This window comes from Gilvirhabdus luticola (genome assembly GCF_040117515.1).
Lineage (GTDB): Bacteria > Bacteroidota > Bacteroidia > Flavobacteriales > Flavobacteriaceae > Gilvirhabdus > Gilvirhabdus luticola.
The window spans coordinates 410,583-436,025 of sequence record NZ_JBEEEN010000001.1 but is presented as its reverse complement, the minus strand read 5'-3'; the positions used below and the strand labels follow the sequence as shown (position 1 = coordinate 436,025).

At 31.9% G+C, this 25,443-nt stretch carries 22 protein-coding genes; 6 read left to right on the top strand and 16 right to left on the bottom strand.

What is annotated here, in order from left to right:
- Positions 1-97 precede the first annotated feature (97 nt).
- The 7 genes from AAFP94_RS01930 to AAFP94_RS01900 form a co-directional block, all read right to left on the bottom strand.
- Entirely contained in the window at positions 98-916 is an 819-nt protein-coding gene (locus AAFP94_RS01930; RefSeq protein ID WP_316660844.1) for a DUF5694 domain-containing protein, read from the bottom strand.
- A gap of 76 nt (positions 917-992) precedes the next feature.
- Positions 993-2,195 (bottom strand): hypothetical protein, encoded by a 1,203-nt coding sequence (locus AAFP94_RS01925; protein ID WP_316660845.1) that lies wholly within the window; start codon positions 2,193-2,195, stop codon positions 993-995.
- Between the two features lie 95 nt (positions 2,196-2,290).
- The gene (locus AAFP94_RS01920; RefSeq protein WP_316660846.1) at positions 2,291-3,052 is read right to left on the bottom strand and encodes an outer membrane lipoprotein-sorting protein; all 762 of its coding nucleotides are present in this window, start codon (positions 3,050-3,052) and stop codon (positions 2,291-2,293) included.
- Between the two features lie 17 nt (positions 3,053-3,069).
- Entirely contained in the window at positions 3,070-5,439 is a 2,370-nt protein-coding gene (locus tag AAFP94_RS01915; RefSeq protein WP_316660848.1) for an efflux RND transporter permease subunit, read from the bottom strand.
- A 23-nt stretch (positions 5,440-5,462) separates the two neighbouring features.
- The gene (locus AAFP94_RS01910; RefSeq protein ID WP_316660849.1) at positions 5,463-6,179 is read right to left on the bottom strand and encodes a hypothetical protein; all 717 of its coding nucleotides are present in this window, start codon (positions 6,177-6,179) and stop codon (positions 5,463-5,465) included.
- An 11-nt stretch (positions 6,180-6,190) separates the two neighbouring features.
- Positions 6,191-7,321 (bottom strand): acyl-CoA dehydrogenase family protein, encoded by a 1,131-nt coding sequence (locus AAFP94_RS01905; RefSeq protein WP_316660850.1) that lies wholly within the window; start codon positions 7,319-7,321, stop codon positions 6,191-6,193.
- 111 nt (positions 7,322-7,432) lie between these two features.
- On the bottom strand, positions 7,433-8,293 hold the full coding sequence (locus AAFP94_RS01900; RefSeq protein WP_316660851.1) for a helix-turn-helix domain-containing protein: 861 nt from the start codon (positions 8,291-8,293) through the stop codon (positions 7,433-7,435).
- A gap of 323 nt (positions 8,294-8,616) precedes the next feature.
- On the opposite strand from AAFP94_RS01900, the gene AAFP94_RS01895 reads away from it, so the two are divergent.
- Complete coding sequence (locus tag AAFP94_RS01895) at positions 8,617-9,078, top strand: hypothetical protein (protein ID WP_316660852.1); 462 nt, start codon at positions 8,617-8,619, stop codon at positions 9,076-9,078.
- A gap of 45 nt (positions 9,079-9,123) precedes the next feature.
- Here AAFP94_RS01895 and AAFP94_RS01890 read toward each other — a convergent pair whose 3' ends face one another.
- The 6 genes from AAFP94_RS01890 to AAFP94_RS01865 form a co-directional block, all read right to left on the bottom strand.
- Entirely contained in the window at positions 9,124-10,164 is a 1,041-nt protein-coding gene (locus AAFP94_RS01890; protein WP_316660853.1) for a zinc-dependent alcohol dehydrogenase family protein, read from the bottom strand.
- A gap of 57 nt (positions 10,165-10,221) precedes the next feature.
- A complete protein-coding gene (locus tag AAFP94_RS01885) occupies positions 10,222-11,796 on the bottom strand; it encodes a TPR end-of-group domain-containing protein (RefSeq protein ID WP_316660854.1) in 1,575 nt (524 codons plus the stop codon).
- A 453-nt stretch (positions 11,797-12,249) separates the two neighbouring features.
- Positions 12,250-15,609 (bottom strand): carbohydrate binding domain-containing protein, encoded by a 3,360-nt coding sequence (locus AAFP94_RS01880; protein ID WP_316660855.1) that lies wholly within the window; start codon positions 15,607-15,609, stop codon positions 12,250-12,252.
- Positions 15,610-15,779: 170 nt separating this feature from the next.
- The gene (locus AAFP94_RS01875; RefSeq protein WP_316660856.1) at positions 15,780-17,108 is read right to left on the bottom strand and encodes a S1C family serine protease; all 1,329 of its coding nucleotides are present in this window, start codon (positions 17,106-17,108) and stop codon (positions 15,780-15,782) included.
- A gap of 263 nt (positions 17,109-17,371) precedes the next feature.
- Positions 17,372-17,752, bottom strand: a complete 381-nt coding sequence (locus tag AAFP94_RS01870) for a DUF2784 domain-containing protein (RefSeq protein WP_409627960.1) — start codon at positions 17,750-17,752, stop codon at positions 17,372-17,374.
- 118 nt (positions 17,753-17,870) lie between these two features.
- A complete protein-coding gene (locus tag AAFP94_RS01865; protein ID WP_316660857.1) occupies positions 17,871-18,593 on the bottom strand; it encodes a hypothetical protein in 723 nt (240 codons plus the stop codon).
- A gap of 305 nt (positions 18,594-18,898) precedes the next feature.
- Between AAFP94_RS01865 and AAFP94_RS01860 the strand changes: the two genes are divergently transcribed.
- Both AAFP94_RS01860 and AAFP94_RS01855 read left to right on the top strand, forming a co-directional pair.
- Positions 18,899-19,042 (top strand): DUF5679 domain-containing protein, encoded by a 144-nt coding sequence (locus tag AAFP94_RS01860; RefSeq protein WP_316660859.1) that lies wholly within the window; start codon positions 18,899-18,901, stop codon positions 19,040-19,042.
- 365 nt (positions 19,043-19,407) lie between these two features.
- Positions 19,408-20,283, top strand: coding sequence for an AraC family transcriptional regulator (locus AAFP94_RS01855; RefSeq protein WP_316660861.1), 876 nt, complete (start codon positions 19,408-19,410; stop codon positions 20,281-20,283).
- A 13-nt stretch (positions 20,284-20,296) separates the two neighbouring features.
- Here the strand turns inward: AAFP94_RS01855 and AAFP94_RS01850 are convergent, their stop codons facing one another.
- From AAFP94_RS01850 to AAFP94_RS01840, 3 genes are all read right to left on the bottom strand, one after another.
- Entirely contained in the window at positions 20,297-20,680 is a 384-nt protein-coding gene (locus AAFP94_RS01850; protein ID WP_316660862.1) for a hypothetical protein, read from the bottom strand.
- Positions 20,681-20,804: 124 nt separating this feature from the next.
- Positions 20,805-21,176 (bottom strand): rhodanese-like domain-containing protein, encoded by a 372-nt coding sequence (locus AAFP94_RS01845; RefSeq protein ID WP_316660863.1) that lies wholly within the window; start codon positions 21,174-21,176, stop codon positions 20,805-20,807.
- Positions 21,177-21,199: 23 nt separating this feature from the next.
- Positions 21,200-21,568 carry a DsrE family protein gene (locus tag AAFP94_RS01840; RefSeq protein WP_316660864.1) on the bottom strand — a complete coding sequence of 123 codons (369 nt, stop codon included), beginning with the start codon at positions 21,566-21,568 and terminating at the stop codon, positions 21,200-21,202.
- A 339-nt stretch (positions 21,569-21,907) separates the two neighbouring features.
- Between AAFP94_RS01840 and AAFP94_RS01835 the strand changes: the two genes are divergently transcribed.
- The 3 genes from AAFP94_RS01835 to AAFP94_RS01825 all read left to right on the top strand — a co-directional run bounded on the left by AAFP94_RS01835 (position 21,908) and on the right by AAFP94_RS01825 (position 25,442).
- A complete protein-coding gene (locus AAFP94_RS01835) occupies positions 21,908-22,354 on the top strand; it encodes a hypothetical protein (protein WP_316660865.1) in 447 nt (148 codons plus the stop codon).
- 285 nt (positions 22,355-22,639) lie between these two features.
- Positions 22,640-23,941 (top strand): hypothetical protein, encoded by a 1,302-nt coding sequence (locus AAFP94_RS01830; RefSeq protein WP_316660866.1) that lies wholly within the window; start codon positions 22,640-22,642, stop codon positions 23,939-23,941.
- A 64-nt stretch (positions 23,942-24,005) separates the two neighbouring features.
- On the top strand, positions 24,006-25,442 hold the full coding sequence (locus tag AAFP94_RS01825) for a T9SS type B sorting domain-containing protein (protein ID WP_316660867.1): 1,437 nt from the start codon (positions 24,006-24,008) through the stop codon (positions 25,440-25,442).
- Position 25,443 lies beyond the last annotated feature (1 nt).

The following is a 25,443-nucleotide window of genomic DNA, read 5'->3' as shown; positions in this document are numbered from 1 at the left end:
CGACCCTTTTAGGAGTGGCTTTTTGGTTATAAATACATTTTTTCCTTAAGTGACCTATAAGATGTCCAAAATTCTTAGTAATGAATACCATATTGGTCTAATTCTTTAGATACTGGATAATATCTACGTATTCTATATCATTCCTATTTTTATAAAAATCTTTTAGAATTGCTGTGTGCCCTTGACCTAAAAATACCAAAACCCTATCCTCAGGTTCTATAATTGCATCTATATTAGACATAATTTTGAAATTGCGTTCCCACCACCTAGAAACTATTTCTGATCCTAAATGGTTTTTTGTATGCCCCATTTTATTTAAATATTCTAAATAGACATTTCTATTCATGGCATCATATTCATGACTGTTTATAAAGGCAAAAAACTCCTTTATGGTCATTTTTTCATAAGCGTTTTGCCAAACATCCATGACTTGAGATTTCATATCGCTCATCATGTTATCAATTAGATTCATTTGGTTATTCTCTTCAAGAAAAGTCATCAATTCTCCAAATTGTAGGTCTAAATAATAATCAGCTGGATAAACTTTGTTATGTCCCACTAGGGCAGCTAATCTAAATCCAACCTGCTGTCTCTCATTAATATTGAGTGTATGCTCACCTTTTAAATAAGCTTTATATAATGAGTCAATTGAAGTATTGTCTTTGGTGTACTCAAGAATAATCTTTGTTGGTTTAAATTCAGCCAAAGCATTAACAAAATGATCTAACTCTAATTGTCTTTTTGGAGTAGATAAATCATCTACTTTTAATGACATGGCATCTGATGAACCGGCAAAATGGAATGTTCCCAATAAAGCTATAGCAGGTTTATTCTTTTCCTCACTTAAAGTAGGTTGGGCAACAATATTATATGTAATTAGGAAAAAAAATATTAATAGTAAAAACACTCTTTTCATTTTAATTTATTTATTTGTTAAACTAATTAAGGTTAATGATCTTGTTCTTTAAACACATTTTAATCATGAGATTAATTTAAAAATATTTAATCAACGAAACACCTATAAAACTATCACTTTTAAAATTATTAAGTATCAAATCGTTTTTTGATATGTTCTGAAAAAATCTTCCTTCCAGTTCAATTTTAAAGCTACTTCCAAGTCGTCTAGAAGCCTCCAAACTAAATATTGTGCTACTTGATTCTAAATCCAAAATTCCACCCATCAATATAGAAGTATCCTGTACATCATTAAGTGCAATTCTAGCACCAAGAAATATGTCATTTTGCATAGCGCTTAATGCTAATTCATCCCTTTCATCATATAAATATTCTCCTATAAGACCAAGATCTACACCTGTGCTTCTTATGTTACCTATAGTATATTCCAATCCTGCTGCTAAAGCAAAGAAACTTTGAAAATTACTGGGTCTGTATATTGATTCAAGCTTCCAAAGAAAGGCATTTTGTGTATATTGAATATCTAATCCAATTTGATTTATTTGAGGATAAATAGCATTTGAAATTCCTTCATTGGTAAACTCAAAATAAGGCTCTCTTCCAGTTCCTTTAAAAAATGATACTCCAAGATCAACATTATTGAAACTATTACTGTAACGAACTGCAAAGCCTTGATGCCATTCTTGAGCAGAACTTTCATAACTAATGTTGTCTGAGTCTATAACAATAGGAAATCTAATTCTACCTTTCTCTCCTGGGAAAGTGCGCTTTCTGTGATATGGCAAATAGAAAACATCAATAGTTCCAAAATCCATATTTAATGAAAATTGTACCATAGGTTGACCTAATTTTTGTTCACCATCAAAACTTTCTACAGCGTCTGTCTGATTTATTATGTCAACAAGATGAACGCTCTCTGTGACTCCCCAAAAGACTTTTTTTATCCCAAGACTTAATTCCCAATTACTACTTGCCTTTTGATAATATAATTCTCTAATATCCCAATGTGTACGTTCTTTATCAATATCAAGTCTATAAAACCCTTCAAAGTTTATTGTCTCATATCCTTTGTTCCACTCTAAGTTATAATTAGGATAAAATGCCAATGAAGGATAATTGCTTTTTTGTCCATAAAAACTAGGGCTGTTATAGAAATAGCGATACTCAAACTCAATATCCATTTCAAAATTATGATAGAGTGAGCTTCCATCAGAATTATTTTGAGAGTAACCTATGACTGATAAAAACAGAATGATTATGTATTTAATATTTTTTTTCATTTTTAAGTTTTTAAGAAACTGGAAGCCACAATTGGTGACTTCCAATTTCTAATCAAAAACGTATCAACATTTAAAATCAAATATGAAAACATACTTTAACTTCTTTTTAAGGCATTTTGTGTAAAATCTTCGTCAGAAAGATCCACTTCAAAATTATAATCAGAAAACTTTAATAAGGTTTCTTTGTTGCTTTGATGATTTACCATATTAAGTTCAGATGCTCTCCAAAACTTATTTTTATATAATTTATAGTCTTGGTAAATCAATGTTTTTAGCAATGCATTTTTTCTATCATAGAATTCAATTTTTTCTATTCTATAGTCCTTATCCTTGTTGTAAGACACCAATCGTCTAGTGTAACCAGATTTTGGATCTACTGGAATTTGTTCAACAATTAGGAGGTTGTCTTTTTCTTCCAAAAATTTGTAATTATATTTTTCAATTTCCTGAGAAGATAGGTCTTCATAAGCAAATTCACTACCTACAAAAGGACCAGATTTGTTGTTAGATGAAATACGCTTTACTCTTTTTATTGAGGGCAAATAAAGCCACTGGTCATCAGCTCCAATTTTATGAGTGTAGGTTAAGGTAGCTGTGCCTTTAACATCTTTAGGGGAATTAAAGACAATCAATGATTTATCACCATCTTCAGTTAACTCTAAAGTTCTAATCATTAACGTTCTTTCACTGGTCTGACCATTTTTGTTCTTTAGTATCATGTTCAAATTTGCACTTGAACTTTTAAATCCTAAGTCTGCGTTTTCAGCAGCTTTAGCAATTTCAACTCCTTTGTTTTGTGATTGACCTGTTAAGGTCATCATAATTGATAAAACACTTGTTAGTATTAAATTTTTCATTGTTTTTAGTTTTAAGATTATCTATAATAAATTAGAGATGTATATTTTCTTTTTACTCTTTCCTTTGATGCTGTCAATACAAGAAGTGATGGTAGCAGTATAAAATCTATTATTAATGCTGATATAATAATTACAACTGTAATCCTAGCCATATAACTATTCAATGCAAAGGATGATGTTGATAAGACGGCAAATCCTGTTATTAATACTGCTGTGGTTGTTAAGAGGGCCTGACCAACTGTTTTAAATGCATACTCAACAGCTTGTCTAGCATTAAAGCCATATTCACGTCTTGCTCTCAAAAACTTGCTCATGAAATGAACGGTATCATCAACTATTATCCCAAGAGTCATTCCAAATACTACCACCATGCCAGTATTAATTTGAGCTTTGTACAATGCCCATATTCCAAAACCTATCAATACAGGACTAACATTCGGGATTATGCTTAAGAAACCTAATTTTATGTTTCTTAAGGCAACCATGAGTACAAGTGATATTAGAATTAAAGCAATTATATTTCCTTTAAACATGCTATCAGCTTGTCTGAATCCTAGTTTTGAAAACATTAGCATTGGACTTACTCCGATAGAATGCATAGAGTCAGGAGTATTTTTGTATAGCCAATTTTCACAACGTTCAGAAAAAGCAATCATGCTTGGGCTATCAATATTGTTAAGTGTTACGGTAACCCTAGTCTCTGATTTGTCTACATTTATTTGATTATTAAGATCTAAACCAAAAGGAAGAGATAATTCATACAATAGTAAATATTGAGCTGCTTCCTCACGGGTTTCTGGAATAGTGTAAAATAATTCATCATCTCCATGCATTGATCTGTTTATACGTCTAGCAACTTCACTGAATGTATTAACATGCACCACTTCGGGTTGTGTATACAACCAATCTTCAAATTCATTTAGTTTTTTTAAATATTTGGGGTTATTGATACCTCCTTCTTCACCGCTTCCAATAGAAAATTCAACATTATAAACCCCAGTTAGGTTTTCACTTATATAATCAGTGTCAGATCTGAATTTGACACTTTCATTAAAGTAATTAATGAACTCATCATTGAAAGAATTTTTACTTGCCAAATATGTAAAGAGACCTATTGTAAAAATTGATAGAAAGGTAAGTCTTACAGGGTATTTAATTATAAATTGAGCAAAAACTGTATACCAATCCAAAACTTTTGTTGGGTTATTATTCCTTTTTTTAATTTTAAAAGGAAGAATAGTCATTAAAGCTGGTAATGTTGTCGTGGAGAACAGAAATGCCATTGTCATTCCAAAAGCAACAATATTCCCTAAATCCCAGAAAGGCGGAACATCACCAAAATTCATTGTTAAGAATCCTATTACAGTTGTTAGACTAGTAATAAAAACAGGCATGAAATTAAGACGCATAGATTCTTTCAAAGCATCTATTTTATTTAAACCTTCTTTTCTCATTTTCTGAAGCATTGTAATTAGAATATGGATACTATCAGCAACTGCCAATGTCAAAATCATGGTTGGGAATACTGAAGAAGGCGGTGTTAATTTTATTCCCATAAGACCAATGAATCCCAAAGCGCTTACTATTGAAAAAATTACGACTGTCAGTGTAGATATAGTGCTTTGAATACTTCTTGTTAGTATTAATGTTGTTATTATTACAATAAGCATCATTATTGCTGTTAGCCCCATATCTTTCATTGAAGCTTCAAAAAAAGCTGTATTTAAAGGAACCATTCCTGAAATATGAATATCAAAATGAGGATATTTATTATTGAAGTCATCTACCATATTTCTTACATATTCCATGACTTCTGGTACTTCTTCTGCGCTATTTTCACCTGGTAATTTAACTGTGATGTTTATTGCAGTCACACTTCCATTACTATTTATTAGACGGTTCACTAGCATAGGTTCTTTTAATGCTATTTGCTTGATTTTTTCAATTTCTTCTTCACTTTTGTCAATTGAATTATAGGATAGATCATCTACAAAAAGATCATCTTCTACTGCCTTTGTATGTTGAAAATTTGTAATGGCATCTACTCTTGATGAGTAAGGTGTGTTCCATGCTTCAGCAGTTAAATTTTCAATGGCAACTAGGTTTAATTTTGTAAACACATCTCCATTTGATGGTGTTAAAACCAAAATGACATTATCATCTTTAGTATATTTTTCCTGCAATGCATCAAACGCTTCTAATTCTGGATTGGATTCACTGAAGAAAACATGATAATCTCCATCAAAATTCATTTTACCTTGAAGGCCTAGCATTAAGGTCAAAACAAAAGTTCCTATTAAAACAGACCACTTATATTTTATTACAAATTTGGTCCAACTTGAAACAAAATTGTTGGTTGATTCTTTTAATTTTCTAATTGTTTTCATTTTATTAATTATTTATAAAGTTTTTAGTTATTTGCTTTATTTTCCAAAATCAATTTCCTTAACATGAAAATGTGTAGTAGAAGTGCCATAGGTGCGGCAATTCCAATGATTAGCATCATAGGAAAAGATCCTGCTATTGCTGTTGATGGCATGGCATCATACCAAATAGGATATTTAGTAAGAAGCACAAATAACACTATAAGAAGGTCAGATACTCCAAAAGCTATCAAAGCCCACATGGACATTTTTGACCATTTAAAACCTTTTGTCAAAGCCCAAACAGTAAGAAGGGCAATTAAACCTGTAGTTACATCTCCAACGCCAGAGCTTATAAACTCTCTTGGCCCAATTCCTGAAGTAGCTACCAAGAAGAAAATGGCTCCTAGTACTCTCCATAGCTGACCTTCAGCAAGTGATTTATAGGACATATTATTTATGATAGTTCTGAATCTTTTATTTCTAAACTGTAACAATGTGATTATTACTGGAATTAAAAGACCAAACAAAAATTTTGGAAATAGTTCGTCATGACTATAGGCAAAAACTTCGTTTAATGTGAAGATGTACACTAGTAAAACCCAAATGGATAAACTGCCGAATAATATTCCATTTGATTTCAATTTTTGGCTGCATTCAATATTTGACTTATCAATTCCTTCTTTAAATGATCTGTAGAAGAAAATTGGTGCAATCAAACTTATAATGACCGATACGATTTGAATGATAATTACTGTTTTCATTTTAACATTTATTAATTGTTTATTTTATTTAAGATTATATCACCTGTAAATGCATACTGTTCCCATTTAGGAAGTGGATGAAAATTTCCTGCTTGGATGTCCCTGAACATTCTTTCCAGTGAATAAGTCTTATAAAAACTTTGACCACCAATGGCATCCATACTTTGATTTACGGTTTCTTTACATGCATGAGTAACATTGGTTTTCAAGCTTAAAATGTCTACGGTTTTTTGATTGCCAGGGTTAAAATTGAGATCATTTACCCTTTTAATCATACTTTGCCACTGGACTAAACCCATGAGGTATGCGTTGTAAGCTTTACCTAAGATATATTTAAGATGATCTTGATTCCTCTGATAGGTTTTACCAATTCTAAGGGCTTCATTAAATGCGCCTTCTGATATGCCTACATAGGCAGACATTATTAGCGGCATCGCTACAGGAATTACAACATTCCAAACCCCATGAAATTCTCCTTGTGTTCTTTCCAATGATATTGCCGAATCTGGTATAAATACATTGTCGAATATAATAGTCTGTGAGCCTGTTGATCTCATACCCATCACATTCCAGTCGTCTAATAAACTTACACCTACTGAATTCATTGGAACTCCAAAATGGAGGACTAACTTACCTTTAGAAGGGTCTTCATATATTCCACTTGTAATAGCAAGATCTCCTATTGAAGATTGACTCGCAAAATGTTTTTTTGCAGAAAAAAGATATCCTCCATGAGTTTTTTTAAGGGAACCATTTGAACTTAACCAATCTCTTGCTCCTGTGCTTATTAAAATTAATTCATGTTTAGAGATATTTCTTAAAAGCACCTCATTTGAACCATCTTTATAGTATTTCCAGATACTAGCAGCAATTAAGTGTTGGTGCATTGAAAAAGCAAGTGCAGTACTTCCGCATGATTTACCAATTAGTTTTATGCACTCACACATTTCAGAATAGGATACTCCACTTCCTCCTAATTCTTTAGGAATGATTGCTGAAAAATATTTGTGCTTTTTTAATAGGCGATAATTGTCATACACAAACCTTCCTTCTTTGTCATGTTCCTTTGCTTTTTCGGCAAATTTTTTAGATAAACTTTCAGTTAACTTTATCCAAGAAATATCTTTTATGTCCTTTATCATGATTGAATTATTTTTTCATTCAATGCAAAGAAAAAGGACAAGTCTGTTTTAGATTTGCCTTAAAAGCCCAATCATTTGCCTAAAAAGCCCAACGTCTATTTTATTAAAGAATTAGTGTGAATTTTTATATGAAGATGGAGGAATTCCATATTTTTTTTTGAACGTTCTGCTAAAATGGGCGGTACTTTCAAACCCACAATCATATGCAACTTGAGAGACATTATCTAAATCTAATTGAAGTAATCGGGCTGCTTTAGATAATCTGCGTTCCAGAATCCATTTTCCAGGACTACAATTATAATGGTTTTTAAAATCTCGCTTAAAACTTGATTTGCTTCTATTACATAATGTTGCAAATTGATCTATATTCAAATTGTAACTAAAATTTGCTTCCATAATATTAGGTAGAGATGGTAGCTCATTTAGGGTTGTGTTTTTTAAGTAGGATGCAATTTCTATATTTTGATTACTATTGATAATGTTTAATAGAAGTTCTTTTGCCTTTAGTTCCAATATGCTTTCTAATGGCTTACTTTCATTATCAAAATAACCTAACACCGATTGAAAAAATGACCTCAATTGGTTATTAATTTTGACTTTATTGATAACAAATGAATCTGCTCCTTCAACATTTTGTATCGGAGTTTGTTTTACTACTTCCTTTAAACCAGACCGTATTAAATCATCTGAAACAAAAAAACCCAAATTGCAAAATTCTTCATCAAAATTTTGCTTTATAATTGATGCCCCTTTTTTAACATATAGGGCTTCTCCCTTTTTCACCGTCCATGACCCTTCCTGAGTAATCCATGTTTTCTCCCCACTTAATACATAAACTAAATAGTCATATTGTGACCAGATTTTTACTTTTTCCTCTTTTAAAGGACACTTATATTCTACTAAAAGCAAATCATTGATTTCAAATTTATTTAAAACAATTTCACTTTTCATTATGGCGTAGAAATCATACATATATATAAACTGAAGATTTAAATGTTTTTATTTATCATAAATTTAAATAAAAATAAAAACTTTCGGGTTTCTAGTGATTGATTAGAAAAATCCCGTCCAGACCGCAAATAAAATGTTGTGTTGGTCACAGAAATGTGACAAAGTAGTTTAGAAATAGACTAGTGAGAAGCTTTTCCTTAAAGCCTGCCTTGAGCGGTAGTCGAAAGGGGAGGGCTTTTTTTGTTTTTGTGGATTATTGTAGTATGTTTTTGTAATTATTCCATGGGTTTAAGATTGCCAACTTTATAATTCATTATCTTGTATTCAATCTTAAACTTATTAGCATGGAATCTGGAATTATTAGTCTTATCATAGAAATAATTGGAGCGGCTGGAGTCATTGCTTCTTTAATATATTTATCAATTCAAATTAAAAATAGTAATAAATTAGCCCGAGCTGAAATCACCAAAGACTTGTATTTGGCTTCACGTCAAGCAATTATGGATATTGCATCCGATGAACATCTTGGTATAATTTATACGAAGCTAAAGAATTTTAAGAGTGAAGAACTGGGTAGAAGACATGCATTTTATCAATCTTTTTTTAGACTTTACGAGCTTCAACACATTCTGAATAAACAAGGGTTATTAGAGGAAAATATGGCTACATCTTACGCTCTAATTATTAGATGGTTTTCAAAAACCCAATGGTTTTCAAAATATTGGGATAATGCACAAAAGGAATTTAATCCTGAATTTAGAAGGTATGTTAAAGAGCAAATAGAAATTGCCACTCCTAATAAGTGATTGTTATGGAATGTATTTTTTATTAAAAAAAGCATTAATAACATATTAAAAAGAATCAATCAGCCAAACTCCTTTATGGTCAAACTTGTTCATATTAGGTAATGCTTGAGTAGATTCTTCAAGAGAAATAGTTTTTTCTATAAGTTTTTCAGGATGTAGTTTTCCATTCTTAATCATTTCCAATAATTCAGGATATTTATATGCTTGCATTCCATGACTACCTATTATTTTTAATTCGTTGGCTAATACTTTATCCATAGGAACTTTAGCATTAGTATGACCTCCTGTCATCAATCCAACTTGAATATGCCTACCTCTTTTTCTTAAATTGGCAATGGAGTTAAAACATGTTGTTGCACTTCCAAGTGCATCCATAGATACATGAGCACCTCCCTTGGTTAATGATTTAACTTGTTCAACTATATGGGGATTATTAAATCCATTAATGGTAGAAATTGCGCCTAATTTTTTAGCTAAATTCAAAGGCTCATCATTAATATCTATTGCAATTACTTGAGCACCCAAAGCATTGGCAATCATTATAGCAGATAAACCTATCCCTCCGCAACCATGTATTGCTACAAATTCGCCACCCAAAACTTTTCCTTGCTCAACTATTGCCCTATAAGAGGTAATAAAACGGCAACCCAAAAGAGCAGCGGTTTTGAAACTTATTTCTTCAGGTAGTTTTACCAGGTTGGTATCAGCATAATCTATAGTGACATATTGGGCAAATGATCCCCAATGTGTAAAACCAGGTTGTGATTGATTATCACAAACTTGATGATTTCCTGATAAACATTGACCACAACTACCACAACCACATACAAAAGGCACAGTAACTCTGTCACCTATTCGAAAATTTCTGACGTTTTCCCCCACAGATTCAACTATTCCTGAAAATTCGTGCCCAGGAACATGAGGCAATTTAATATCTTGATCATGACCCATCCAACCATGCCAATCACTGCGGCACAATCCCGTAGCTTTTACTAAAATAACAACCCCATTTTTTTTTGGAGTCCTTTCGCTAACAGTCTTTAAAGTTATTGGTCCCTGAAATGATTCATAAATTGCGGCTTTCATATTTAATTTATTAAATTGACCTATATTTAGTAACTAAAAAAAGTTGTTTAAAACTAGTCATTTACTTTCCATTAGTGCGATAAAATCAGGCTCTTTTCGTAAACTGTAAAAATCCGGATCATGTTTGAGATAATTATAATTTCTAAAACCATTGTCTATTGCTTTTTTGAGGTTCTCAATAGCGGTTGATTTTTCATCAATTAATGCATAAAAACAAGCGGCATTATAAATAATAATTGGATCATTTGAGTTTTGTTGAATTCCTTTTTGCATTTCTTTTTTGGCTTCTTCCAATCGACCAAGCCTTTTCAATGTAAAGGCATAAAATTGGTGCGCTCGAGAATCATCAGGGTGATGCAACAAATAGTTCGGATAAAATAATGCAGCTCGTTCAATAGTTTTTCGGAGATTTTCATCATCATGTAACGTTTCGTAAGCCATCTGTAAATCACCATAAACAGTATGAAAATTTTTATTAAGATCTAATGCTTTGTTAAAATCAATTACAGCTTCAGAATCTCTATCAGTCAATCTGTATAGTCGACCTCTAACCCAATAGGCAAAGAAATTATCGGGATCAAATGAAATTGCCTTTTCAACGGATAATAACGCTTCATTTAATAAGTTTTTGTTATAATAAACCAGACCAAGAGCACTATATGCTTCAGAAGAATTTGGATTATAAATGATTGCTTTCATTGATGAATCTTCTGCTTTAGCAAGCCAATTAGGGTTTCTGTCATGTGTTTCATATAACAAAGCACAAGCTTCACTCATACCAGCATAAGCAACATCATATTTTGGATCTAAATTTATTGCTTTTTGAAAAAGGTCTATAGCTAAAAGAAGATATCTCTTTGTATATCTAAACAGAAACTCACGAGCTCTTAAGTTTGCATCATGAGCATCTATATTCATAGTTGCTTTTTTACCTAGTGCCATCTTTTCCTTTTGGCTTAACTTTAGCTGTAATGACTTTACAATCTTTTTAGATACTTTCTCCTGAATGTCAAAAATATCTACCATCTTGCCTCGATAGATTTTAGCCCAAAGCTCTGAATCCTTTTCTAAATCAATTAATTCTACAGATATTCTCAACTCGTTATTATGCTTACGCACTGTGCCTTGCAAAAGATATCTCGCGTTTAGTTCTCTACCCAATGATAAAATATCTAATTCAGAATTTTTATATTGCATTGACGTTGTTCTTGAAGCAATATCTAGTTGTTTGATTCCAGATAAACGGATAATGATTTCCTCGGTCAACCCATCGCTAAAATAATTACTATCAATATCCGAACCAATGTTCTTAAACGGTACAACAACTAATTTCTTAGTATTGTTTTGAAGTTGATGATCAAAATCTTTTGCTTTTATTTTTTCAACCTTCATGATTTGAGTTTTCTCAATTCCTTTTGGAGACAACTTATATGCCCAAGCAAAAACTAAACTTACAGGGAAGCCAATGATCAATATAAAAATCAAGGTTTTCATAAAATAAGTTGGCAAATTAAAAGCAGGAAAAACAATAGAAGAAACTTGAGCAATTAACCATGCAATTACCAAATAGGTTATTGCCGATCTAACAATATTGCGTCTTTTAAGCTCTGATATGTATTTCTTAAAATTCACTTTAATTTATACAAATACTTTTTTATACAATTAAACCTTGAAAATATGTTTTTGGAGTAGGACATACTGATTTATTTTTAAAATCAAATAAATATTAAATAATCAGCCAAATGAGAATAAAACAAAGTAAAACTATCGAGTGACTTTGGGCTTCATTCTTATCCTTTTTTCATTCAATTATAAATTTAATCATACACATATTAGGGAAAAATGAGAAATGTCAGTTTAAAATATACCTGATTTAAAAAATTTAATATAGCTTTTACTGGATTAATCAAGATAATTATTTCAAAATCAAACTATTTTTTTAGTCAAATAATTGTGTGGATATATGCCTGTTTATCAAACTACTAATGGTTTTTACTGAATATTTTCGCTAAAAAATTAAAATTTGATAAGCTAAAATTTGGGAATATTAAAAAAGGCCTACCTGAATAGGCCTTTAATTTGAAATCAGTTTTTCACAAATTTTTTAAAGAAATATTCACCTTCAATTTCAAGTTTTAAAATATAAATACCTGTTGAAAGTGTTCTTGCATCAATTTGGTTATTAAATAAGGTTCCTGATTTTTTTATCGTACCAAACATATCAACAATATAATATGAAGGATTAGATGAAGTTTTTAGCCCTTTTATATTAATAATCTCATCAACTCCATTTGGATACAAAATGAATTTATTGACTCTTTGATTAGATTGAATGAATTCTTCAGTTATTTTGCCATTATCATGAGGAACTAAAATCGATATTTGTCGTTCAGTATAGTTCCATGAATCATCAACGACTCGGATAGTAATGTAATACTCTCTTCCATTACCTGTGCCAGATCGTTCGGCTCTTAACAAAACATTATGTTCATCAATTATTTCCCAATCGGGTTCATGATTACCATCTCCGATACTATTTTCAGGTTCATTTGTGGAAATGTATATATCTGTAGTAGAAATGTTGCAATTGTCTTGTGTAATATATTCTATAAATACAGGAACCATCTTATGGTTTGCTGGCCAGAGAGGTTCATAATTTTCATTCAAATCGGTTATTACAGGTAATTCAGCATCATAAACGGTAACGTTAAAGCTGCAAGTGGCAACATCGCCTGTGGAATTGGTCAGTTCAAATGTGTTTGTGGTTATACCCACTGGAAAAAAAGAACCACTTGAAAGACCTGATGTTTGTTCAAACACAATACCCTCACCGCCACAATTTGCTTGTGGAACCACTTCTGGATAGTCTACATAGGCACCACACATGCCAGGAAAATTATCTACATATATATCCCATGGACAAACAATTTCAGGATTAGGGCAGGTAGTCGCTATAAAATTATATTCACCTGATAATCTGTTAAAAGTGACATCATAGGTACCTTCCAAAACAGGAATGTTAGGGCCATTCAAAAACCCGACACCGTTTGGAAATGAGTCACCTCCCCAATTAATCGCCCAACTGTGGTCCTGTCTAAATTTTACCTCGCCTGAACTAAAGTAATAATCGCTCAAGGTATAATTTTTGCCATCTTCGGTTTGCATATCAATACCATTTGACCATCCATTTAAAGCTGAACCGAGAATATCAATACTTAAATAAGCAAAATTATATTCACCAGTTTCAATGTTAAATGTGATATTATATTTTCCTCTGTTTATGGGTATGTTTGGACCGTCACGTGTTGCAATTCCAGTTGGGAAAGTGTCACCTCCCCAATTAATAGCCCAACTGTTATCCTGTCTAAATTTTGCTTCTCCATCTGTAAGGAAAAAATTGTTTAGAGTATACGTTATTCCATCTGTGGTTGACATGTCTATATCTTCAGACCAGCCATTTACGGCTGAACCGAGTATTCCAATATTTGCGGGACAATTATCCAAACATATAAAAGTATATTCACCTGTGAATCTGTTAAAAGATATGTCGTAATTGGCTGCAAAATGTATCGGAATATTTGGGCCATCTTGCCATCCAAAGCCAGTTGGAAAAGTGTCGCCTCCCCAGTTGACGCTCCAATCATCATCCTGTCTAAATTTTAATTCACCTTCAGCTAGTGGATAATTGGACAGCGAATAGTTGATGCCATCAGAAGTTTCCATATTGACATCATCAGACCATCCATTTACGGCTGTCCCTATTATTCCTATGGAATGCTCGGTAGCTCCAAGATCAGTTAGAACAACATTGTCAAAATATGTAGTTGTATTGTTAGTACCTAATTCAAAACTTAACTTGTGAAGAGGAAATACAGAGAATGCTTCAAATTCAATATGTATTGTTTGCCATTCGGAGGTTGCATCATATAGATATCGGTCATATCCAATTAGAGTTGTCCAATTACCTCCGAATTCTCCCAAATAGACGCCAAAGGAGCGATCTGCATCTGCTTTAACATCAAATGAAAGTTTATAGGAATGCCCTTGGATTAATGGAAAACCATATTGTTCTAATTGAACATTCCAAGTTTCATTTCCCGCGTTTATAATTTGAAAATTACATACACCATCAATAACAGTGGGGTTAGCTTCTGATCCATTTCCATTATTTACCCAAAATGTCCAAGTATTAATGGGTGGTGCAGGTGTATCAGGAATAATTTCTGTAGTCAAACTGAAATCACCATCATACAAAATGTTACTACTTCCCAAAGTAAAATCGCTTAAACTTCTTGGATAAATTTGTGCCACTCCACCATAATGTCCAGCAACAGCCACCAAACTTGATAATGTGGAAGTAGGAATAATAGTTCCTATATGGTTCGCATCCCAATAATCTATATACATTAAAACTGTATTCATGTTGACATCGGTAACATGGTAGATGCTTCCTGGGTTAAAAACTGCAACACCATCACCCTCCTCAATAGTAACGTTTTGTAGTTCGATTATTTCTGATTCATAATTTATGTAATTAGAGTTAAAATCAGGTATTGCAACTACTTCTGGGATTACTGGATTACCAGAAGATTCTAAAACACCGCTGTCTGTAGATGGAAGTAAAGTTATCTTTGTATCATTTAAATATCTAGCTTGGCCTTTAAGACCTGTAACTTTATCCCCCACATTAAAATCTGTTGTTATGGTTGCATCTGCATCTACTATTGCAATTCCTGATATATGGCTGTCTTGAAGCCATAATCTATTATGGAAGCTATCTGTATGGTTTACCAGAGAAGCTCCGGTAATTTCATAATACAAACCCTCACCATTGGCTGCAACGTGGTCTCTTAAAGCAGTTATGTCAGCAACAATATTATAATTATAATCAAGCCCAAGATCTGTTAATACAATATTGTCAAAATACATAGTTGTACTGTTAGTACCTAACTCAAAACTTAACTTGTGGAGTGGAAATACTGAAAAAGCTTCAAACTCTATAGTTATAGTTTGCCATTCAGTAGTGGCATCATACATATATCGGTCATAACCAATGAGATTAGTATAATTGCCTCCATCTTCACCTAAATAAACCCCAAAAGAACGGTATGCATCCGCTTTGACATCAAATGATAGTTGATAGGAATGTTCTTGGATTAATGGAAAACCCCATTGTGCTAATTGCAGATCCCAAGTGTTTGAACCTGCATTTATAATTTGAAAGTTGCATACTTCATCAACAACCATTGGGTTTGCATCTGAACCATTTCCATAGTAATTCACCCAATATGCCCATGTATTAATAGGTGGTGTAGGGGTGTCAAAAGGAATAATTTCGGTGGTTAAACTAAAATCACCATCGTACAAAATATTTTGGGATTGGCTTGCACTAATAGTCAAGTACATTATACCCAAAATCAAAGATTTAAAGTAATATTTTTTCATAATGGTCTCTTTTAAAAAATTAATTCTATAAGATATGCATACCACAAATTGCTTACAATGATGAATATCAGTTTAGGACTAGAATATTGAGAAGCTTTTCCTTATTTGGGAGGGCTTTTTTTGTTTTGTAAAACATTAATTAGGAGAGTTGAATTTGAAAATGATACAATTCAATTCAATTTATAGCTGGTTGAACAATACCCTGTAGCGATATACTTACCTTCTTTAGAAAATGCATTAAACTTATACCATGTGGCTTCATAAGACGAAAAATCGAAATAAAAGTTGTCCAAAGTCGAATTAGAATTATAAACCAATTTTTTATGTTCAATATATTTGTTATTCGATTTTTTATATACATTAACTTTAATTTGAGAAGTATTTAATTTATTAGGGTAATTATCTACATATACCCAAATTTTTCCACCTTTTTGCCTGTCAATAGTAAAACTAGTATATCGTTTAGATTTAGATGGAATATAATTATTGTTTTCTTCTGGTGAAATATTTGAAAACCAAATTTTCGCTTTACTATAATAGGAAGATGAAAATGAAGTATAATTTGGCTTTTTAACAGGGGTTTTATTGCCAATATTCATTGAGGAATTAATCTGGTATGCTGTTTTTATTGGTTGTTTTTTTCCTGTAGTTGTATTAATAGAAAAGGATCTTTTTGGAGCTACTAAACCCTTACGTATTAATTTTTCTTGAAGTTCAGGATTGCTGGCAGCTATATAATACATACCATTAATACCGCCCACTAGACCAATATTGGTTTTCGTTCCTTTAGCGGTTGCTATTCCAATTACTTCATTGTTTTCATCAAAAACAGGACCACCGCTGTTTCCGCCATGTATCTCTGCATCGGTTTTAATATATCCATAATCCTTGTTAAATACAAAATCCAATCCACTCATAATGCCCATACTCAATGTGCTCATATCTAATAACATTAGGTCATGGTTACCTCCGAATTGTTGAGGGAATCCGTAAACGCAAAGTTCTTCACCTTGTTGGGTTTCATCAGAATTTCCTATGGGGAGTGCCTTAAATTTTTCGTCAACTGGATTGCCATCAATATCACTTAATACCTTTAATATAGCTCCATCGAAAGCCCCCATACCAATAGCTACTACCTCGGCAACATAGAGTTTGTAGTCGGTCTCGTTAGCACCGTGATAAACCTGTATAATGGGGGTGGCGTAACCTGTGCGAAAAGCCTTTACAAAATTTTTGTCATTTACAATCTCGTCGGAATAAGAATCAAGATTACTTCTAGTGGTTCCTGATTTGTCTTTAAGGTCGTAATCAATATATCCCTTAACACACATTTCAACTACATGTCGATTGGTGAAAATATAACCATCTTCACTCACAAAGAATCCAGAGCCCCTGCCTATATATCCAGACCCCTTTTTCTTTTTTTCCTGTACTGAATCTTGTAATAATATTTTTACAACACCTTTGCTGTATTTTGATACAATTAATTTGGTGTCCAATTGGGGCTCCTTACAAGAAAACAAAACAGTAAAAAGTGCCGAAAGGAATATAAATATTAAAAGGGAGTAAAACTTTTTGCCACCCATAATTTTTATAAAGGAGAACATTATAATTCTTACTTACGTGCTATGTGCAATAAATATAAAAAATTTTTTAAAATTGTATATTTTGATTGAGGGATTGTAGAAAATACCTATTTGGTTGGAGACTAGTGAGAAGCTTTTCCTTATTTGGGAGGGCTTTTTTTGTTTTAAGTGCATTTTTATTTCTGCGTCCATTTTCTCACATTCAGATAGATACTGACAACAAAAGCGGAGAAAAAAACTATTGTAGTTCCTGTATCAACTAATGAAACCGATAAATGCACACCAGTTATTTTTAATATGAGGAAATGTATATATGATGTGCTCATATCATGATAACCTAGCATTTCACGTACTTGCCAGTGCCAGTCAGTACAAAAGCAATATCCCCATCCGTACCTGATACCAAGGATAAACCATGAAAATGCAGTGAGTGACAATACAATAAGATTAGCTAGACGCCATTTCGGTATGATCCACCCAAATATATTAAACAAGATAACAACTGTATGAAATCCAAAAAAGAAAATATTAAGAAATTTGAGTATAGGCTCTTGCATTTTATTAAAGGTTTTATGACCTTCATTAAAAATAATTTAAATAAGACACTAATAGAAGTTTTCTTCAAAAAAAGTATCCCGCTAATTAAATTCTATAATTGTGAGAGGTTTAAGTAATTTACATTCCTTTACCAATAACAGAATGACAAATATTTATCCACCACTGCCACTTTCCCATAGGCGCAATAGCAAAGGTGTAGAAGGCAACACCTATAAAAGCAAAAGAATAGGAAGCATAAATCTTTTTATATTTTTTATAATCCATTATCATTAAATAGAGTAAAACAATATGAGCTGCAGCAAAACAGATATATGCTGCTTGAATATATGAAATAGGCGGATTACCATCATATGCTGCTAATAATGGGAAATAAAGTAACCTAGCAGTAGCCGGAAGTAAAACCCAAAAAACAGTGGATATCATCCATCTCGCATGTTTATTATAATCTCGTGCATTCAATACACCTAATACCACAGCTATGCTAAATCCTGTTAATGCACAAATGTCCCCGAATGAGAAACCATATTTTAACATATCTGGCAGAAAATCGTTCACTACTTGATATGGGATTACTTGAAAGGCTGAAAATACAACACCTCCTGCAAGGAAAAGCATTACTATACCTAGCTTTTTATGATAAATAGCAGGCTTATTATGAATCAACCATGGTTGTATAATAAGAAGTAAATACCATGCTGTAGCAGTTAGTCCATGCATATGCTGACGCCAAGGAGCATCACTAAAAACACTCCAGTATGACATGTAAAACCCAGCAATTGTTAAAACAAAAGGAATGATTAGCCATAAATGAGCTTTTGGATACACTAAATCTGTTTTCATAATAATTAAATTGAGGTAGGTTAAATGCAGGAAGAAAACATAAAGTTAGAACAAATCGGATTATTTTTTGCAATAACCTCAAAAATATTGCATTAGTCACAGAAATGTGATAAAGTAGTTTGGAAATAGACTAGTGAGAAGCTTTTCCCTATTTATAAGGGCTTTTTTTGTTTTCAACTCATAGATACATTAAAATGTTAGTAAAAAGTTGATAAATGAGTAAACAATACGAAATATTAATTTCAAAGTATATCATTTATCCCTATCTTTATCTCAAGTAATTACTAACATAAAAATCAAAAACCATGGAAGGATATTGTGTAAAGTGTAAAGATAAAAAGCAAATCAAAGGTGCTGCTGAAGTCACCATGAAGAATGGCAGAAAAGCAATGAAAGGAACTTGCCCAACCTGTGGAACAGGAATGTTTAGAATACTTGGGAAAGCCTAATTTGTTAAAAGCTTAAAAAAAGGGAAACTTCTTGTTTCCCTTTTTATTTAAAGATGAAATCCTAATATAATTACGGGACCAATTATTATAAGATAATACTCACTTTTTAATTAGAATAATTTAGAAGTGGTTATCCGCATAAATCTGAAGTTGATAAGTAATATCCGAATCTATGGCAAATTCACTAATATCAGCTCTTAATTAATAAATAAATTTTGCGTTTGGTTTATTTTGTGTGCTTGCTAAAAACATAGATTCAAACCAAGACGAAGATTTCTTTATAGAAATTCTATTGAGTATTCGATTATTCTCAACTAAAGAAAATTTATTAAATTTAATCATTCAAATTTATAGCTAGTTAGACTATGTTCGATTCGTTTAGGCACTTTCTAGAAACGCCTGGATACAATAAGATAATAGGTGAAGATTACCTGATTGTTGAGTTTAAATGTCCTATTAAGGAAGAGCTCTTCACAGCTTGGTCTGAATGCCACAGTATTGTATACGTTTTGAGCGGTCAGAAAAAATGGATCATGCCGGCAAATGAGTATTTGGTCAAAGAAGGTCAGTCCATATTTGTTAGAAAAGGAGCTTTTAAGAACCAGCAATATTTTGAAGAAGGTTTTTGTGTTCTTATGTTTTTCATGAGAGATGATTTTATAAAAAGAAGTGTTGAAGAAGATATTTTTAGAGAAACTTCAGCTTTAAAGAAAATAGATAACCCAAATTTTATTTACAGGATAGATGTTTCAGAAAGCTTAAAAACCTTGTATCATTCCTTTTTCTCTTATTTAAAACAAAACAACAAACCATCACAAAAAATTATAGAACTCAAATTCAGGGAAATGATTTTGAATATTTGTTCTGTAGCTAGTAATTCGGCTATTACAGATGTTCTGTATACAATATCCAAAAATATTGATAACACAGTTGAGCAAATTATGGAAGAACAATATATCTATAATCTAAAGGTTGAAGAATTTGCAAGATTATGTGGTAGGAGTGTTTCAACATTTAAAAGGGACTTCAAAAAATTATATGATACCACACCTGGCAAATGGTTAATGAAAAAACGACTTCATTTAGCTAGTAATCTAATGTTAAACACAGATTTTACAGTTCAACAAATTTGTTATGATTGTGGTTTTGAGAGTGACTCCCATTTTATTAGAAGTTTTAAAAAGCAATTTGGAACTACTCCAAAACAATGGAGAGATTCAAGGATTAGTACTCCAATTTAATAGCTTGTACAGATTAATTTTCTGATATAATTCCTTTTTTAATTTTTCTAATTCTTTCTTTTTCCTGCATCTCATCCCATTTTTTGCCTTTTATTCTAATAAATATAGTGTGGATAATCAAAGTGGTGCCACTAAATAAAGCACCGGAGAGTAGATAAGTTAGGAAAACATTTAAGGAGTAGGGCAATTTTTCATTCATTGCTTCAAAGGGCACACCAATAATTAACGACACAAAGATACCAACCCAGAATGGTAGACATTGCATGCAGCTTGTTAAATACTTCCAAAAATTAGGACTGTTTTTTTCTGCAAAATCTCTTAAAGGTTCGAATATTTTGCTAATAGTTATGATAGCGGATAGCCCGTAAACAGTTAATACACTGATTAATAAATCCATGATTTTAATTTTTTAAAGATTGTTTTATTGATTGAAGAAGATAAAATGCAAGTCCTTTTTTTATAAATTTGGTGTTAAAATTCGAAGAACTTGCATTGGCCTTCTTAATATGCATAGCGAACTTTTAAATAGTAGCAGTTGTCGTTAATTTTAGCCAGGCTGAATGGCCACCATCCAAATTGCAGACATTTTTAATTCCTCTTTCTTGAGCTTTTATAGCGGCCATATAAGACATAACTCCTCCAGTACAGCAAAATAAATATGGTCCATCATTTTTGAAAATTGGATTAAAGTCGTCATGATTTTTATCAATTGCCCTTTCTATTGTATCAAAAGGAATATTAATTGCACCAGGAATACTTCCTTGTTTTTCAATTCCCTTTTGATCTCTTACATCAATTATGTTGTAGTTATTTTCTGCTATGATACTATCTAGTTTACTAACTGGAACTTGACGGATAATCTCTTTAGATATTTTCGGTTTTAGGATCTTCATAATATTAATTTAAAATGTTATTGTTAAAGTGATATAGTCTCTGCGCCTTCTAAAATCAATTGGTGCAATGCTCCAGAACCAACTAACTCTACTTCATCAATTAAGTTTTCGGCAGAGTAACCTCGCACGGCTGCACAAGGAGGACAAACCATAATTCTACATTTGTTGTTGACTACAGCGTCAATCATTTCTTTCATGGTAGGATCTTTTGGGTTAAGATGCACATGGTCTGCTGCACCTTTTCTAACCCAATCAACACCAGAACTTACTAAAAAAATGTTCACATCCAATCCAGATTTAATACCTCCATTGGCAATACTCCAAGCCACAGAGGCTCTTTCATCATCTAATCCGTAGCTTATTAATACTACAATTTTATTTTTTGTATTCATAATAAAAATATTTAATTAGTTAATAAATTATTTGATAGGACAAATGTATTGTGGATGAGTTATAGTGGATTGATTGAAAAGTTCAAAAAATGGACTATATGGGCCATTAATAAAAATGGATAAAAAAACGATATAAGACTTTAGTATATTTTATTGGATAATACTGCTCAATTAAATGTCATTTTTGTCATTGAAATGTAATTGCATAATATTTTAAGCAAGAGTTTTGCGTTTTTTTGAATTCAATAAAGCGCATAAATTTTAAAAAAATCGATAAAACGCTTGTTTTTTTCGATAAATTACATAAATTTGCTCATATCATTCTTAATCTACTTAAACATGAAAAATAAAATTATTCTTTTCTGCTTTAGCTTTTTATTTGTAATTGGTTATGGATTTGCCCAAAAGAAAGGTGCCCCAAAAAGCATTATAAGTGAAACAGCTACAATAAAAAAATACCATAATAAAGAAGAACTCGATCGTATGCAAAAGGGTGAACTTATAGAGCTTTATGTTGAAAGAGTTGGAAGCCTTGTTAAAATTTTACCTTATGTAGGTTTTGCTACAAAACCTGGAGTAACTATGTCTTCATTTGGTATTCCTGATGAAAAAGATAATAGAAAAGCATTAGATGATCAATTTGAGGCTACAAAAGACTTCCTAGAAGTATCTGATGAATTTCAAAAAGGATTTTTACCTTTTACAGATACAGATAATATTATTTCATCTATTCTATTTTATGAAGAAATTCTAAAATTGTTGCATGAATATAGTGATTATCATTAATTGTATCTATTGAGTTATATGATTTTTATTATTTTAAATTCTTTTAAAGGTTTTTAACTGGACAAAATATATTTAGTCTCTAAAAATTAGGAATTTGAATATTTCTTAAATAATATTCAAACTATTAAGTATACAAACTTTAATATCGATGAAATACATATTTCATCGATATTTTTTTATAAATGTTGTAAAAAATTGCATTTTATCGAATAAATATGCATTTCATGGATTTTTTTTATTATATTTGGTCAATAAGATTAATAAATTGATTTTAAAAAATAACCCATGAGAAAAATTACCTTAACTATTACGCTATTTCTATCAATATATGGTGTCATTTCAGCACAGCAGGAAAAAGGTATCGTAGGCGTTACCAATTGGTTGAATAATTGGACACAATTTAAGCCTAACCAAGAATACTATGGTGAGCCGACACAAATTTTGACAGGAGATATTACAGAAGACACAAAGCTTTATAAAAGGCATGTGTACTTACTTGAAGGAGATGTTTTTGTATCCAACAATGCTACTCTTAGCATAGAGCCCGGAACAATAATTCTAGGTGATTACAAAACTAAAGCTAGTCTTACAATTTCAAGAGGAGCTACCATCATTGCGGATGGAAGTGAAACAGATCCAATTATATTTACGTCTAACAGAAGTTTGAGAAGATCAGGTGATTGGGGCGGATTAATTATTCTTGGAGATGCTCCGACCAATAAATTTGGTAATGGCTCTGTAGCTTCATTTTATGGTCAACTTAAATCAGCCACGTATGGGAATACCAATTTTGGAGGAGAAAACCCCAATAGTAGTTCTGGGATATTACGTTTTGTAAGAATAGAATATGCTGGTAAAAGAACAGTAGAGGTTGGTAATTTCAATGGTTTGTTATTAGCTAGTGTTGGAAAAGAAACAGTTTTAGAAAACATTATGGTAAGTTATTCTGCTGGAAATTCCTTTGAAATTTGGGGAGGCCAAGTCGATTTATTTAAAGCGGTTTCTTATAGATCAAACGGAAATGACTTTAGCTTTAATTATGGAACTCAATGTATTATTGACAATTCTTTAGCTGTGCGATCTCCTTATGCGTCAAATAGTAATGGTTCAAGATCTTTACAAATCAAGACGTACAATGAGCAAAACGAAGTTGATTTTACTAGAAACCCAACATCTGTTGTTGCAAAAAACTTAACCCTATTAAATGATAGTGAAGATTTGAAATCTCATATAAGTTCTGGTTTAATCAACGAAGCTGTTTACGTGGGTCATAATGCCTCGCTCGATATGAACAAAAGTGTTATTTCTGGTTTCAACCCTGCCGTAATATTTGAAGATAAGATTACTTTGAATCAAGAAAATTTGGAAAGGATTAAGTTTACTTCAATGTATTTCAACAATTGTAATGGAAATATTTTTTTAGAAAACAATTCTAATAATGAGGATCTTGAAGATTGGTATGGGAATAATGCCTTTAGCAATGTATATTCTAAAAGCTCTAATACTGAAACGTTTATTAAATTAGATGATTTAAGAAGGCCAGACTTTAGATTGCGAATTAACGGAATTATAGCAACAAGAAACTAGATTTATAAGGAAGAAAGAGCAAAAAAGCATCTGGAGATATTTCACCCCAAAGAAATAATACCTAATGAAGAACTTAACTGCATATATAACCCTCTTATTTGTTTTTGCATTTATAAAAAACTCAAATGCACAAATAGTGATTAGCAAACCTAATTTAGGTTTTAGTCAGGCCTGTGCAAGTGATTCATTTAACACCTACAATGTAACGTTTACCTTTTCACCAGAAACTGATTTAACATCTAGTAACCAATTTATCATAGAGCTTTCAGATGAAACAGGAAGTTTTACGAGCACTACGGCCATATATACATCTGCTGCAGGAAGTGTAACCACATCACCAGCAACCTTAAACTTTTCTTTTCCAAACACAATAGCTGGAGAAGCTTATAAATTAAGGATTAGGAGTACAAGTCCAGTTGCAACGAGTACTGGTTCTAATGCTTTTGCTGCATATTTTAAATATCAAGACGAACCTTTTACAATTAATAATTTAATCTCTACTGCTGTGTATTGTCCAGGAGAGAGTTATATATTGACTATTGATAATCCAGGAGCGCCATCAAATAATTCACCATTACAGTACCCATCATTGACCTTCAACTGGTATAAGGAAACAAGTGAAACCACTTCCGTTTTTGTAGCTTCCGGAGAAAGTTTAGAAGTAAGTGAATCAGGGACTTATTTTGTTGAAACTAATTATGGGTCCTGTACATCAAACTCATATTCCAATCGTGTAGATGTAAGTCAATCTGGTTCTGGCACCTCAACAAGTATTAGTTCAAGCCTTGGAAATCCATTTTGTTCAGGTAATGGCCCAACAACATTAAATGCTATTTCTGGCAATACCTATAAATGGTATAAAGACGGCGAAGAAATCTCTGGAGCAACAGAACAGATGTATGTTACAAGTGAATCTGGTTTTTACGAGGTTGAAATTGATTTAGGAAGTTGTATGGAAAGCGCATCAATTGAACTCAATAGCGTTGGTTTTACGAGTAGTATTGATGTCCCCGAAAACAATACTTTGGAGGAAGGGGAAACACTTACAGCAACTGTAACAACAGATGCTATCAACCCTACATTTGCTTGGTATAGGAATGATTCTATTATTTCTGGAGCTTTAAACAATAGTTATGAAGCTACAGAAACTGGAAATTATAAGGTAGTAATTACTCAAAACTCCGGTTGTTCATCTTCGGATGAGCTCATTTTTAATATAACTGAACCTTTTCCGAATGTGGCTAATATTCCAAATATTATAAGCCCTAATGGAGATGGGATAAACGACACATGGATTATTCCTCAAGAGTACGTAAGTGGAACAAATACTGAAGTTTTTATTATAAGTGCACATGGTGAAACAGTATTACAAACCAATAATTATTTGAATAATTGGCCACAAAATCAATTAGATTTTAAAAGCATAAACCCTGTTTATTATTACATAATTAAAACAGAAAACAATAGAACAAAAAAAGGATCTATAACAGTAATAAAATAGT